Source organism: Xenorhabdus sp. Sc-CR9, assembly GCF_963897815.1.
Taxonomy (GTDB): Bacteria; Pseudomonadota; Gammaproteobacteria; order Enterobacterales; family Enterobacteriaceae; genus Xenorhabdus.
In genome coordinates, this window is record NZ_CAWQTY010000171.1 from 1 (window position 1) to 13,671 (window position 13,671).

General features: G+C 41.0%; 15 protein-coding genes and 2 pseudogenes. 10 read left to right on the forward strand and 7 right to left on the reverse strand.

What is annotated here, in order from left to right; translation table 11 throughout:
• Positions 1–128 precede the first annotated feature (128 nt).
• A pseudogene (locus AACQ81_RS09535) lies at positions 129–299 on the reverse strand (glutathione S-transferase); the annotation flags it as partial.
• Between the two features lie 659 nt (positions 300–958).
• On the opposite strand from AACQ81_RS09535, the gene AACQ81_RS09540 reads away from it, so the two are divergent.
• Together AACQ81_RS09540 and AACQ81_RS09545 are read left to right on the forward strand one after the other, a co-directional pair.
• Positions 959–1,519: a cytochrome b gene (locus tag AACQ81_RS09540; RefSeq protein ID WP_237387085.1), complete on the forward strand. Its 561-nt coding sequence runs from the start codon at positions 959–961 to the stop codon at positions 1,517–1,519.
• A 31-nt stretch (positions 1,520–1,550) separates the two neighbouring features.
• Positions 1,551–2,132: a YceI family protein gene (locus AACQ81_RS09545; RefSeq protein ID WP_237387128.1), complete on the forward strand. Its 582-nt coding sequence runs from the start codon at positions 1,551–1,553 to the stop codon at positions 2,130–2,132.
• Between the two features lie 92 nt (positions 2,133–2,224).
• Here AACQ81_RS09545 and AACQ81_RS09550 read toward each other — a convergent pair whose 3' ends face one another.
• Genes AACQ81_RS09550 through pvcA form a run of 3 tightly spaced genes read right to left on the reverse strand, consistent with a single transcriptional unit; the run spans position 2,225 to position 5,450 of the window.
• Positions 2,225–3,505 (reverse strand): glycosyltransferase, encoded by a 1,281-nt coding sequence (locus AACQ81_RS09550; protein ID WP_237387086.1) that lies wholly within the window; start codon positions 3,503–3,505, stop codon positions 2,225–2,227.
• Positions 3,506–3,535: 30 nt separating this feature from the next.
• Complete coding sequence (pvcB, locus tag AACQ81_RS09555; protein ID WP_237387087.1) at positions 3,536–4,408, reverse strand: tyrosine isonitrile desaturase/decarboxylase; 873 nt, start codon at positions 4,406–4,408, stop codon at positions 3,536–3,538.
• Between the two features lie 34 nt (positions 4,409–4,442).
• Complete coding sequence (gene pvcA, locus AACQ81_RS09560) at positions 4,443–5,450, reverse strand: L-tyrosine isonitrile synthase (protein WP_237387088.1); 1,008 nt, start codon at positions 5,448–5,450, stop codon at positions 4,443–4,445.
• Positions 5,451–6,149: 699 nt separating this feature from the next.
• Here pvcA and AACQ81_RS19715 point away from each other — a divergent pair.
• The 7 genes and pseudogenes from AACQ81_RS19715 to efeB form a co-directional block, all read left to right on the forward strand.
• Positions 6,150–6,426 (forward strand): annotated as a pseudogene (locus tag AACQ81_RS19715) (ATP-dependent Clp protease proteolytic subunit); the annotation flags it as partial.
• Positions 6,427–6,442: 16 nt separating this feature from the next.
• Positions 6,443–6,547 carry a hypothetical protein gene (locus AACQ81_RS19720; RefSeq protein WP_443089545.1) on the forward strand — a complete coding sequence of 35 codons (105 nt, stop codon included), beginning with the start codon at positions 6,443–6,445 and terminating at the stop codon, positions 6,545–6,547.
• 64 nt (positions 6,548–6,611) lie between these two features.
• Positions 6,612–7,166 (forward strand): iron transporter, encoded by a 555-nt coding sequence (locus AACQ81_RS09570; RefSeq protein ID WP_237387090.1) that lies wholly within the window; start codon positions 6,612–6,614, stop codon positions 7,164–7,166.
• Between the two features lie 86 nt (positions 7,167–7,252).
• A complete protein-coding gene (locus AACQ81_RS09575) occupies positions 7,253–7,591 on the forward strand; it encodes a cupredoxin domain-containing protein (RefSeq protein WP_237387091.1) in 339 nt (112 codons plus the stop codon).
• A 23-nt stretch (positions 7,592–7,614) separates the two neighbouring features.
• Positions 7,615–8,454, forward strand: a complete 840-nt coding sequence (locus AACQ81_RS09580; protein ID WP_237387092.1) for an FTR1 family iron permease — start codon at positions 7,615–7,617, stop codon at positions 8,452–8,454.
• Complete coding sequence (locus tag AACQ81_RS09585; protein WP_237387093.1) at positions 8,444–9,340, forward strand: EfeM/EfeO family lipoprotein; 897 nt, start codon at positions 8,444–8,446, stop codon at positions 9,338–9,340. The genes AACQ81_RS09580 and AACQ81_RS09585 overlap by 11 nt, the downstream gene beginning before the upstream one ends.
• Positions 9,337–10,629: an iron uptake transporter deferrochelatase/peroxidase subunit gene (efeB, locus tag AACQ81_RS09590; RefSeq protein ID WP_237387094.1), complete on the forward strand. Its 1,293-nt coding sequence runs from the start codon at positions 9,337–9,339 to the stop codon at positions 10,627–10,629. Before AACQ81_RS09585 ends, efeB begins: the two co-directional genes overlap by 4 nt.
• A gap of 202 nt (positions 10,630–10,831) precedes the next feature.
• Here efeB and eco read toward each other — a convergent pair whose 3' ends face one another.
• Entirely contained in the window at positions 10,832–11,308 is a 477-nt protein-coding gene (eco, locus tag AACQ81_RS09595) for a serine protease inhibitor ecotin (protein WP_237387095.1), read from the reverse strand.
• 268 nt (positions 11,309–11,576) lie between these two features.
• Between eco and AACQ81_RS09600 the strand changes: the two genes are divergently transcribed.
• On the forward strand, positions 11,577–11,795 hold the full coding sequence (locus tag AACQ81_RS09600) for a YdcH family protein (RefSeq protein WP_237387096.1): 219 nt from the start codon (positions 11,577–11,579) through the stop codon (positions 11,793–11,795).
• Between the two features lie 158 nt (positions 11,796–11,953).
• On the opposite strand, the gene AACQ81_RS09605 is transcribed toward AACQ81_RS09600, so the two are convergent.
• A complete protein-coding gene (locus tag AACQ81_RS09605; RefSeq protein WP_237387097.1) occupies positions 11,954–12,190 on the reverse strand; it encodes an ogr/Delta-like zinc finger family protein in 237 nt (78 codons plus the stop codon).
• Positions 12,191–12,259: 69 nt separating this feature from the next.
• Positions 12,260–13,666: a phage late control D family protein gene (locus tag AACQ81_RS09610; protein ID WP_443089546.1), complete on the reverse strand. Its 1,407-nt coding sequence runs from the start codon at positions 13,664–13,666 to the stop codon at positions 12,260–12,262.
• Positions 13,667–13,671 lie beyond the last annotated feature (5 nt).

Here is a 13,671-nt window from a genome sequence, read left to right on the forward strand (position 1 = left end):
GTTTCTTTAACAACGGATAAATGTTCAATCAGGGTCATAGGTAAGCGATTAGAAGAGAAATAAGGCTAATTAGATCATGCTATTAATTTTCATTCAATAGATGTTAAAAAAGTATGCTCGCGCCCTGGGCAGGGAACCAGTCCGGTAGGAGAAAATGTCTTGAATTTCTTATGGCTGCTTTTACCATCTTCAAAATAACTCAGTTGTTCGTTAAAAGGAATATCCAGAGCCTTGAGCAGAATCCACGGACGCAGTGACCAAGAAGAATAAGTTTTATTGGCTATCCACAGTATATACATCATTTTCCTCGCTATTGTGATGAAATAATTAACTATTTAAAAATATTACAACGTTTTAGAATAAGAAGAAACAGGCAAAAATAAAATTTATAATTTCACTATAAAATAATTATTAATTTATTTATTAATTAGGTTTATCGCTTTCATCTTTTAAGTTTCAGTTTTCTGGCCGCACTCAGTCACTATTGCTATGAATACACGGCTAGCAATACTCATGAGGATTAGTTTTCAAGATATAAATTTTGCTTTTTGAATTTATTAGATGTACAAACTTATTTAATAATACATCTATAATAAAAAATTATTTACAAAAACCTTCTAAAATAAAAAATCAGATTCAATTTTTAAAAACAAACAGCCTAAACGCAATTAATTGGCAATAAGTAAATAACCTAAAAAACATAAGATTTACTCTAATTATCTCTCAAAAGACATGTTTTTATTTTATTGTTGATAAATTTTGATGTTCTTAGACAAATAATTTGTTTAAGATTCACTAAAATAAAATAATATTTTTATCTACTATAATACCTTAAGTTTTTCATTGAATTTTATAATGCATTTTTGGGTATTATGCCCAGTCAATTTCAAGTTGCGCAGATAAAAAAGCAGCAAATTGGAGGACGAGGGGTATAGATGATCAAAAATAAGGAAACAGTATGCTATTAAAAAATACTTCCACACGCTTTGGTCATATTTCTGTGTTAATCCATTGGCTGGTCGCCCTTGCCGTTTACGGGATGTTTGCCCTTGGATTATGGATGGTGACATTAAGCTACTACGATACTTGGTATCATCGCGCACCGGAACTTCATAAAAGTATCGGAATATGTTTGCTTATTGTCATGGTTATCCGTGTCATATGGCTATTTATCTCGCCACCACCGAAACCTCTGGCAAATTACAGCCCCCTCACGCGCATCGGTTCAAAATTGATGCATCACACTCTCTATGTTGTTCTGTTTGGCATTTTAGCCAGCGGATACCTGATTTCTACCGCAGAGGGTGATTCCATCAGTATTTTTGGATGGTTTGAAGTTCCCGCAACTCTAACAGCACAAGGAATACAGGCTGATACTGCTGGTGTTATTCACCTTTACCTCGCTTGGATTGTTGTAGTGCTCTCGTTATTGCACGTGCTTGCGGCATTCAAGCATCACTTTATTGACCGCGACCCTACCCTGAAACGTATGTTTGGTTTTAATTCTGATAAAAAGTAATTTCTGGAGAATCTATATGTTTAAAAAAACGATGCTTAAAAAAACATTAATCGGGCTGACAACAGGTGTTTTATTAATGGGCACCAGCTCTGCAATAGCTGCTGACTATGAAATTGATACGGCTGGTCAACATGCTTTTATTGAATTCCGTATCCAACATTTAGGTATCAGCTGGCTTTACGGTAACTTCAGGAAATTCGACGGCAGGTTTACGTTCGATGCGCAAAATCCCGCTACAGATAAGGTCAATGTCATTATTAAAACAAATAGTGTTGATACCAATCATGCTGAACGTGATAAGCATCTCCGCGGTGCCGATTTTTTAAATGTTGCAAAATATCCAGAAGCCAAATTCACATCAACCGAAGTGAAAAAAACGGGTGAGAATTACACTGTCGTCGGTGATCTGACACTAAATGGCGTCACCAAACCGGTGACATTAAGTGCCAAACTGGTGGGGGAAGGTAATGACCCATGGGGGGGATACCGTGCAGGCTTTGAAGCCAATGGGAAAATCAAATTGAAAGATTTTAATATCAACAGCGATCTGGGGCCAAAATCTCAGGAAGTCGAGTTGATCATTTCTGTTGAAGGTGTAAAAGAAAAAGCCTGATCACATTTACCTATAAAAGAACTACCTATAAAAGAATTGCCCATAAAAGAACGCGGTATGAAAAACCTACCGCGTTCTATTTTATGGTTTATTTATCGTGCGATCAGTTCATTAACATGACGCGTTATTGATGCCAAGGCATCATGGGAATCATAATCTGCCTTAATGATTTGTGCCTGCTGGTGCCATATCGGGGAAGATAATATCCTGGTCACCGCTTGATATAATTGCTGTTCACTTGGAGTATCAGTATGCAGGCTGATGCCACAACGTGACCAGATAACACGGGCAACAGCTTCCAGTTTACCATCTCCTGTTCCCGCTACTACCAAAGGAACACCGTGACGAATGGCTGAATTCAGTGAACCATAACCACCATTGTTAATAAAAATTGATGATTTTGGCAACCAGTGTTCAAAATTAATATATTCTACGACTTTGGCATTTTCTGGAATAGCTTCACCCAAGACATCGACAGAACGCCCGCCTGTAATCGCCAATATCCGAACAGGTAAAGCGGACAATGCACGCAATGTAGGTAATATCAATTGGTTAAAATCAATATTAGCCAGTGTTCCTTGAGTTACTAAAATCAATGGCAGGCTTTCATCCGGCCAACTGATTTGCGTTTTATCATCTTCTACTTTCACCGGCAGTGCGCCGATAAAATCCACCGTCGCAGGTAAATCATTACGGGTAAATTCAAATGACTGAGTTGCCAGTTGCAAGTAACGATCAACTCCGGTCATCAAAACATCATTATAATTCTCTGTCAGTGGGAGGCAATCAACGGCAACAAGCGACTGATTAAAGGCTTCCCCGACTTGCTCAATTAATTGGTGCGTTTCCCCATCCACTAATTGATCGCGTGTTAAATCAGCAGGTAATAATTCAGGTGGTATCCTGGCCCCCCAGAATACGGCATCCTTTGATGACCACGGCAACGGAGTCACACCAATAGCAATGACAGGAATACGTTCGTCAGACGGTTGTTGCAATAATGGCAACGCGGCATAAAAAGTGTTGTCGATAATCAACAAATCAGCGTGTCCCTCTGCAATCACTTGCATTAATTGCTTCGACAACACAGGAATAGGTGTGGCAAAAAATCTCCTTAACGATAGCGCCATCTGAACATTCCCCGGAGGGTGCTCTGCCCGTTCAGGGAAATATTTTTCCAGATAGCGGTAATCAACATCCACCTGCCCATCAAAAGGGACAAAAGTGGCTCCTAATGCTTCCGTTTGCTGTTGAAACAGAGTTCCACTGAATATTGTGACATCATGTCCCTGTCCGATTAAATGTTCCGCAATAGTGAACATTGGAAAAACATGACCAGGCGTTGCAATAGCTGCTAAAACAATACGAGACATTAATCAAACCTCCTTCAAGGAAACATTGACTCAATCAGCATTGGGAACAGAAATAGTGTGGAAACTGTGATTGTTACATACTGGTGTACCGTGAATATGTACCCGCTGAATATGGCGGGGAGAACGGGAAATAAAAGCCTCACGTCCATGTAATAAAGTGAAATTATCACAAATCGCGATATCACCGGACTGCCATTGATGGGCGTAGAAATAACGCGGATCATACAATCGGTTATACAGCGTTTCCTCAAGGATTTTTTGCTCTTCCGGTGACACTCCATCTATTTTCAAAGAATGATGATCAGCATACTTAGCATCATCTTTATCCATCGGCTCATTGTAACGCATCACCCATTTTTTACCGCCGGGATGAAGACATACTAACGGGGAAACAACTTCGCCGCCATAATGGGTCACTCGGCTTGTGCGATAGGTGATGGTGGTATTTTTCCATGTATTACGCTCCTCATCACTGGCATCAATAATCAATTGCTCAGTGTTAACAAATGTAGTACGCCCTCCTTGCGTCACTTCCGGGGCAGAAACACAATGAAATATCTGAAATTCTGGGAGTGTTTCTCTATACATCCCATCCCAATGCAGCGGCACACTACCACTGTCCAAAACATGATCTGATGGTTCAGGCCGTTCCATCACATCCAATATCACCCCAAACGGCCATGTCATTAACTCCCCCCAACGGCTGGTATATTCTGTCAGCTTATTGTTGTCCGTGAAGCCGGACTGAAAGCCGCGCAATACTACCAAAAGATGAGTTCGCGCCAACTCGCGCAAAGCATCAATCGGTAACGTAGTAATATCCTGATCAGGGTAATTAGGGGTAATAAACAGTCCAAAAGGTTTCACTAACTCAATATGACAGTCAAGTTCATATGTATTCATGATTTTCTCTTAAATAATCCGTTATATTAATTAGTTAATCTGCGTGCACAACCGCAATATCGGGTTCTGTTTCCTGATGCTTGTCCGGTTCTGTTTCAATCACGTAATGGCTTGGAACTCCCCGAATTTCGATCAGTTTTCCTTTCATCTTTTTCACTTCATCACTTTTCATCAGCACAAACTGGCCGTTGATATTGGCAGCGACACCATGCCACGGTGTCAGCCAATCATCCCGAGTCGGCATCATATGAATACCTAATTTGAGACTATCCACAGGTTGTGGATGTATTGAAAGGCGAAGCGCTAGCGGGAACTGTTCTGCCAATAAATTCCCCCATGCCCAACTACGTTGAATAACCCCAACAGAGCGCTGACGTGCATCTTTTTGCAGTGCATTTTTTGAACCGGTATATTCTGGTAATAAACTATCTTCATAAAGAAAACGAGTGATTGCCCGATACAACAGCAAACCTTCTTCGTTTTCTTTGAGTGTCTCTTTAATTTCCTCGATTGAGGAGGCATAACGACTCACCAGCAACTTACGCAGATGATCATAATCATGCGTATGTTGCGTGAGTGATTCCACGTTACTGAGATTGAAGACCGAAAGATGAGTTGCTCCTAACTCATGCAACAGTTTTTCAATTTCCAATTGGTAATAGGTAATCGTGCTATCATCAACACGGATAAGATCACTGAATACGTGTCCATCGGAGCAAATAATAATTTTTGCCCCGGGTGGGTAATAAAGCTGAATACGCTGGCAAAGAGAGTTTAAGAAAATTAGTGATAATTTTTCTGCCATATCAGGCATATTACCTAATACTTTGCGAGGATTTGGCGATTTTGTTGGAAACGCAGGTAAAATACATTCTACAGTTTTTCCTTGCTCAACAAAGGCACGAATACGCGGGAGCTGAACCTCAAAAATTCTTTCTTCTTCATATTGAATTGTATGTTCAGATTCTGGAAAACGGCGTCGATATTGCAATAATTCATATAAAATTTTGCTCGATACCTTTTCTATGTCAAAAAGTTCCATAATTTATTCCTAATTCATTGCCTTTAGATTACTGACAATTCATTTATATAGTCAGAACGTAAAGGTTATTACGTATAAGTTGTTGATTATTATTATGTTAGATATACCCATCGTCTTTCAAATGGCAGCTTTGTTGACTGTATTCACTCAACCCAGTTACCGTTTTTATAAACATATGGTTATCTATACTCCCGGATTCGCGCCATTGCTGGCCTCCGCATCTCGAAATCCCTTAGGTATATGACCTAATAAAAATTTTTAATTAAGACAGAACAAAAAGAAATAAGTTATAACAAATATAAATAAAATACGTTTGTTTATCTCATTTCTCCAGATAATCCAAAAAAAACTGTAACCAGTTAATTTTAAATAAATAATATCTTATTTTACCTATGCATATTACATAAAGACAATTTCTGATCCAGATACCTTTTTTATTAAGCCACTCATATACTGGCGAAAATGATGAGAAGCAATATATATTATTTCAATACATTCAAACAATTAAAAAATTTAATTAAATGATTCAACTTTTTTGATCTTGTAAAAAAAATAAAACAATTACAAAAAATATTAGGATAAGTATTTTTATAACGCCATATTAAATAGTCGGTATTTTTCATTATAAAAGGCAAAAGAATGTATGGCGAATTTACAAATTGACCAGAAAAACATTTTACCACGATACCTTATACTCATAATCAGCAACTCACTGAAAAAGTCATGATGCAGCTCTTAATTTTACAAAAATCAGTGACGAACCAATAAAGACATTTATCAATGGTCAGGGGACATGTTGAAGCAGGCGATACTTTGCATAATCATGATTAAATTTATTAACCCCAAAGTAATAATGATTGGCTTCGGTTGGGTTGCAAGCACAGGTATAGCCATCTTCCTTGCGGTCAGCAAAGAAAACCGTTATTCACTGCCAAATACCCGTTTTATGATCTATCAGCCATTAGGTGGTATTCAGGAACGTGCTTATGAATATGGAGATAAATAACTCCGGCATCCGTGACACTGCACGAGTGCTGGAAGAGTCCACGAGGACAATCATGAGAACCCTACGGGAGCGGTCCATAATTTTTTCTTGAACAATTTAAGTGATAATGATTATTATTGGCGTTATTAATTGCATGATGAAAATGGGGTATAAAAATGCGTATCAGGATGAATGTCGCGGCAGCGTTACTGGGTGTAGTATCAACATCGGCTATAGCGCTGGAATATCCTCTGGGACAACCGGTAATTAAAAATGGCATGGAAATTCAGGGCGTATATCTGCAACCGATCACTATGGAGGTTGAAGGAAAGCATCAGATGCATCATCTGGCGGCAGATAAAGCGGATATCCATCTGGAAGCGGATATTCACGCAATAGAAGAAAATCCGAATGGCTTTGCAGAAGGGGATTGGATTCCTTACCTGAAAGTGGATTATAAAGTCACCAAGCTGGATGAATCTAAAAAAACACAATCCGGTACATTCATGGCGATGGTGGCCAGCGATGGCCCTCACTATGGCGAAAATCTGAAACTGGATGGCTATGGTAAATACCATGTGGAATACCGTATTTCTCCCCCCAGCATGAATGATGATGTCGCGTTTGGCCGTCACATTGATAAAGAAACCGGTGTTGCACCGTGGTTTGAACCATTTAATACCTCCTGGGATTTTGATTACGCCGGAACCGGTCGTAAAGGTAGTTATTAATTAAACAGGAAATAACAGCGATTGGCATTAATGCGATCGTTGTTATTTTAGACATCGGATGTCACGCGTTCCCTTTGAGGTCTGTCATGAAATCTATCGTTGTCGCACTGTGTATAGCAGTTGCGTCAGTATTCTGTGCGCCGCTAATCGCGGCCACCGAAAAATTTACTGTTGAAGTGGAAATGAATAACGGCAAGATCACACCACAAGTACTGGAAGTCCCCGCCAAAACGCCTATCCGCATCAAGATCCGTAATACCGGTACGGAACCGGTTGAATTTGAAAGTACACAACTGCGTAAAGAAAAAGTGCTGGCACCCGGTGCAAGTTCGGTGGTGGTGATTGCACCGCTGAAACCGGGAAAATATACCTTTTTTGATGATTTTCATCTCTCTCATCCCGCCGGTGAAATTATCGCCAATTAATGGCCAGATCGCAGGAATAAAATATGGGACAGGTTCTTTTTGTTGTATGGCGTGAAAGTTTTGAAGCACTGCTCTTGGTCGGCATTATCTATGCGTGGATTAAACAGCATCCTGACTCAGCTACGGGACGGTGCTATTTATGGGGTGGAGTGGCTCTGGGTGTGGCATTATCCATCTTTTTAGCACTGCTGATTTATGGCGTATTCAATGTGCTTGATGATCGCAGCCAGACTTATTTTATGATAGGGATGTCGCTTTTTGCCTGTGCGCTTATTGTACAAATGGTGTACTGGATGAGCCAGCACAGCTCATCACTAAAATCGGGTATTGAACAGGAAATTAAGCACAGTGCTGAACACCATTCTTGGTGGGGAGCATTATTTATCGTGGCGATCGCAATCGCCCGTGAAGGCAGTGAAATCGTTGTTTTCCTCTCCAGCATCATTATGGGATTAACCCATGAAACTCTATGGTCATTCACCGGAGAGGTGGTTCTGGGGATCGTGATTGCGGCACTGACGCTTTATCTTTTCTTATTAAGTTACCGGAAAATCGCATGGAAATGGTTTTTCCGTGTGACCGGCATTGTGCTTCTTTTTTTGGCTTGCTCTCTGTTACTGAAAGGCGTAGAAGAAATTTCCAATATTCTGTTAGAACAGGATATTGAACTGAATGACTTTCTGATTTACCCAGTGTGGGATACCAGTAACTGGTTAGATGATTCCGGTTTGGTCGGAAACTTTATGGCAACACTGTTTGGTTATCGTGCACAACCTATCGGGCTGAGTATCATTACATTTGTTACTTATTGGCTGGTAGTTATCGCTCTGTTCAGCCGTCAGGGACGTCGCCATGCTACGTAAAATAATGGCCGCCACAGGATTGAGCTTACTGCTGATTGCACCCGCGCTGGCTGACAAATATCGGGCGGGAATACCAAATGTGGGCAATGAAGTCATTATTGCAAAAGGTGACATCCCGACACCTGTTCAATATCAACCTGTTATCGCCGCGTATATGAAAACGATGACCGGACAGGTTGCGGCCATTGAAACCCAGTTAATGGCATTGCAGCATGCACTGGAAGCCGATGACTGGCAAGCCGCTCAGCGGGCCTATATACAGGCGCACTATGACTACGAAACCATCCGTACAGCCGTGGTGGCTTTCGGTCATGCGGATCGGGTCATCAATCCGCACGCAAGCTATTTTCTCAAACAAGAGCAAGATCCGAAATTTATCGGATTTCATCGTGTTGAATACGCGTTGTTCTCAACCAAAAATCGGGCAGATGCACTGGAGTCGGTGCAGGTATTACGGCGTAATATTCAGGATCTGAAGCAGCGTGTCGCCATTGAAACCTTGCCGATTGCAAAACTGGTTCAATCCGCGGATGACAGCATTGAACTGATTTTAGCCACCAAACTGGGTGGGGATGAAAATCGGTATAGCCGCAGTGATCTTTCTGACATAGTGGCAAATCTACAGGGTTCACGCCGGGTTGTTGATGGTCTGACACCTTTTTTATCGACAGAAACCGTGTCATCACTGAACACGCAGTTTGCTGCTATTGATGCACTGATGGCTCATTTCCGCGATCCGCAGGGAAACTATCTGAGTTACGAGCGATTTCAGCATCAGGACAAACAACAGCTTTATGCCATGGCATCTCAACTGGCGGAATCGTTATCTCAACTGCGTGCAGAACTGAACATTGATGTGTACTACAAGTACCGGAATAAACTATGAAACAGGGAAAAACAAAAGAATCAGGCCATGATGAGCCGATTTGTGTCAGCAAACGAGCAACGCTGAAATTGCTGGGAGCGGGAGGTGTACTCTTATCCGGTGGTGCACTGAGCCTGCCTGCGGTGGCTACATCGGAGACAGCGGCTTGTGATAACCGCACCCGTGCACATGCGATTCCTTATCAGGGAAAACATCAGGCCGGTGTCATCACACCGGAACAAAAAGAAGCGATATTTCTTTCGCTCAATCTGACAGTATCAACATTGGATGAAGTGGAAACGGTATTTAAACGATTAACTGACTGTATTGCCCGGCTAACACAAAACCGTCAGGCTGGAAAAATGACCAATGATCGTATGCCGCCCGCAGAATCCGGGATCCTCGGCACCTATTTGTACGCGGATGAACTGACCATTACCGTATCATTAGGGTATTCATTGTTTGATAGCCGTTTCGGATTAACGTCGTTGAAGCCCAAAAAATTCGTTGCAATGACGGCTTTCCCGAATGATCAGCTAGAAGCAGCATGGTGCGGCGGGGATATTCTATTGCAGTTCTGTGCCAATAGTCGGGAAACAGTGATTTATGCGCTTCGGGATATGTTACGCCATCTTTCCGGTGTGGTGGCACCACAATGGAAAATTGACGGTTTTTTACCGGCACGGGATATCGAATGCCGAACAACTCCCATCAACTTATTCGGTTTTAAAGACGGCACAGGCAATGCAGATGCCAAGGATGATGCTCTGATGAATGATCTGGTCTGGATCAACCAGAAAGAGCCATCATGGATAGAAAATGGCAGTTATCAAGCCGTCCGCCTGATCCGTTTCGCACTTAACTTCTGGGATCGGACACCGCTCGAAGATCAGGAAAATGACTTTGGTCGTTATAAAGATAGCGGAGCACCGATAGGCAAACAGCATGAACATGACGATCCTGCGTTTAATCACGATCCGCACGGTGACAGAGTTTTGTTCGATTCACATATGCGCCGGGCAGAACCGCGCAATCCGCAACGCCATGTTTCCAAACTACGTCGCCGTAGTTATAGTTACTCACTGGGATTAACATCAACTGGGCAGCTGGATATGGGATTAGTTTTTGTTTCATTCCAAAATGATCTGAAAAAAGGTTTTATCGACACACAAAATCGGTTAAACGGTGAACCATTAGAGCGCTATATCAAACCATTCGGCGGAGGTTACTATCTGGTATTACCCGGAATAACATCAAAAAATGGTTATATTGGACAAAGCTTGATCCGGGCTGCCCGCGCATTAACCTAATTGATTTCAAGAAATGATGGTTAACACCGATACGATTCAACTATTTGATAATAAATATCGAAAAAGAATATTTATGCCACAAATAAAACAACCTGAGTTTAATATAACAAAAACTCAGGTTGTTGATTTATAACCCTAATATTTCAAGCTGTAGCTTTGTTGGCCACGACCCGAAATCTATCGGGTATATCTGCTCAATGACTTATTTAATTACAGCTGTATTGACTTCATCTGAAGTTTGCCAAATACGATATTTTACTTTAACTGATTCTGGTGTATACACTACAATAGGTAATTTGCTGTTATAGTTTATCAACGCATCTTTACCTAAGTAAACCTGAACAAAACTCCTTGTTTTTTCTTGATTTGGACATGCCATCATTGTTGAGAATGGGCCGGAGACTTTATCCAGTTCATAATAATTATATCCCCATCCATCCAGTACTTTTGTCTCCAGATTGCCGCCAAACCAGTGCTTGTTACAATCCACCAGTATGTTCTTGCCAATAATCAATTCAACCTTGTAGTTTCTTTCATTTTCATGCTTGGGAAGGTCAATCACACTACGTACCATGCCTTCAGCAGGAGCAGGATAAGGAGCGATATCTTCAAGTTTTTTGTCAGCTAAAACAGAAGTCGATACCATCAAAGCAGCTAAAGGAAATAGATATTTTTTCATATATCACCTCTGGTTGTATTTAAAAAGGAGATTGAATCATAACAACAAAAATACTAAGGGAAATTATGTTTTTTTATCAATACACTGATTTTTAAATAAATTATGTAAAAAACAAAATTGTTCATTTAGAATAAATATTGATTTTTTTTAATCATTGATCAAGTGAACAGGTGGTACCACATTTTTTTTATGTGATATCTCTCAAATCTGAGATTACAATGGGCTGCTACACTTACGGTGTAGTAGTAAATTTCGTCTAGGAGGTCTCATGTTTCCAGAATATCGCGATTTAGTATCCAATCTAAAAGAATCACATCCCCGTTTCCAATCTTTGTTTGAAAAACATAACCGACTTGACCAAGAGATAGTCCAACTGGAAGGGCCAAATGGCACTGGCTACAACGATAAAGTTGTACGTCTGAAAAAAGAAAAACTACACATCAAAGATGAAATGCAAAGGATTTTGCAGACGGAATCTCTGAAGTAACCCTGCCAATGGTTTTAACGCCTACTTTGTCAACAAGTGGGCGTCATATGAGGTTCTCATTTAGAGAACTAAATCCAACCAAACATCCACAAAAAAGCCACCATAACGGTGGCAAAAATTGGAGCAATGTTTTTTCGTTATTTATGTTTTTACATTAATTACTGCGCGACAGCGGCTTTCTGACGAGGTTGTCTCTTAGTGCTTGCCTTTGGATGGGGCGTGACATTTTGGACTTCACCTGGCTTAGAAATGAAACGTACAAAGGTTTCATGGCTGACGAACGTTGCTCCACAATTGATGTTCTGACATTGGTTATAGCGCTCCTTTGTTTCGCTTGAATGCTCGAAGCTGCTACGAGTATGCGCTGACTGACCACACAGAGGACACTTAATCATATTGTTCACCTTTCTTGAAATAACATCATCTCGTCTGGTGAACAATATACCAAAGATCTCATATTGAGATCAAGTTTTTATTTCGGGATCTTCCGGTTTTTCAGCCACGACCCCATCAATCTTAATTTCAAGCTCCAATGTGGTGGTAAACCCGCTATCATTGAGATTGTGAGTCACTTTCACTATCGTCCAGTCCATGCCATCGATTTTTTCCTTGAATCCATCAATTTTAACCAGCATTTCAGGATAAAGGTCTGCCCGTCCCTTAGCTAAAGTGATTGCAAACTGTGCAGCCCTTCTCTGCATTTTTAGCCAGGCAGCCTCAGCAGCACGCGTTGCGTCTTCCTTGTTGTGGTATATGCGGGAAAGCGTTAAAACATTCCCCTTTGTGCCTGACATATATTTTTGTGCTGTCTGCTGGGTTGTGGTTGTTTGATGGGATTTAAGTGATGATGATTCTTCTGACTCATAAGAAAGACTGCCATCGAAACTCAAACCCCCACCACCACTTTTCGCATTCAGTAAACCCATTGAACCTGGAAGGTTTAAAACAGTACTCCTTGCTTTTGCTGCATCCTTCAAGGCATCAAGTTTTCCTCTTCCTTTTTGTTTATCTTTTTTGTTACCGTCTTTCTTTTTACCCTCCTTCCGTGAGTCTTCATCCGAAGATCCGTTCCCGCCGCTATAACTAACGGATACTTCAACTTTCAGACTCTTCGATTCCTCTCGCTGATACTCAATTGTCTGTTCAGAGGCAGTACGAATATCCCACCATTTTGCCACAACCCCAGTATAAGCATCACGATCAGAGAGTGAGAACCGATGACTATCACCAACTTGACGGGTAATCTCAACCACCGGAAGCTTTTCACCACTTGATGATTTATTTTGCCCTTGGAGAATAAACAGTAATACTCCATTTTTAATGGAGGCAATTGCTCCTTCTTGCTGTGCCAGACGAGTCAGAAAACTCAAGTCAGATTCATTGGTCTGATCGATATGCACAATAATATCTTTCAATTCCTTCCCGACTAGAAATTTCAATTTATTTTTTACCGCCATCGTACTGACAACGTTCTCTATCGTCTGCTTATGATAAGACTTATCGTGCTTAGTATTCAGCTTACCACGTAAATCCGCACTACGAGCACGAATGGTGAGCCTATCAGGCGCACCGCTATGTTCGATTTCATCAACTACAAATTTACCTTTCGGTGTCAGAGCCTGCCCGTACCAACCCAATTCCAATGTCAGAATATTCCCTCTGGAAGGCAGATCAAGTTTGCCATCTGAATCATCCAGCTCGAGATCGAGCTGGTCTGCTTCAAAACCACGGTTATCTGTCAGTGTCAAAGACATCAAACGTGATTGGATTTTTCCTGTGATATCCTTGTTATTAGTCTCCAGACGAAAAGCTGGTGCTCCTTCTGTACCAGTGACTAAATCAAATTGGGGAACCCAATCCGTTTTTGGCATAAATT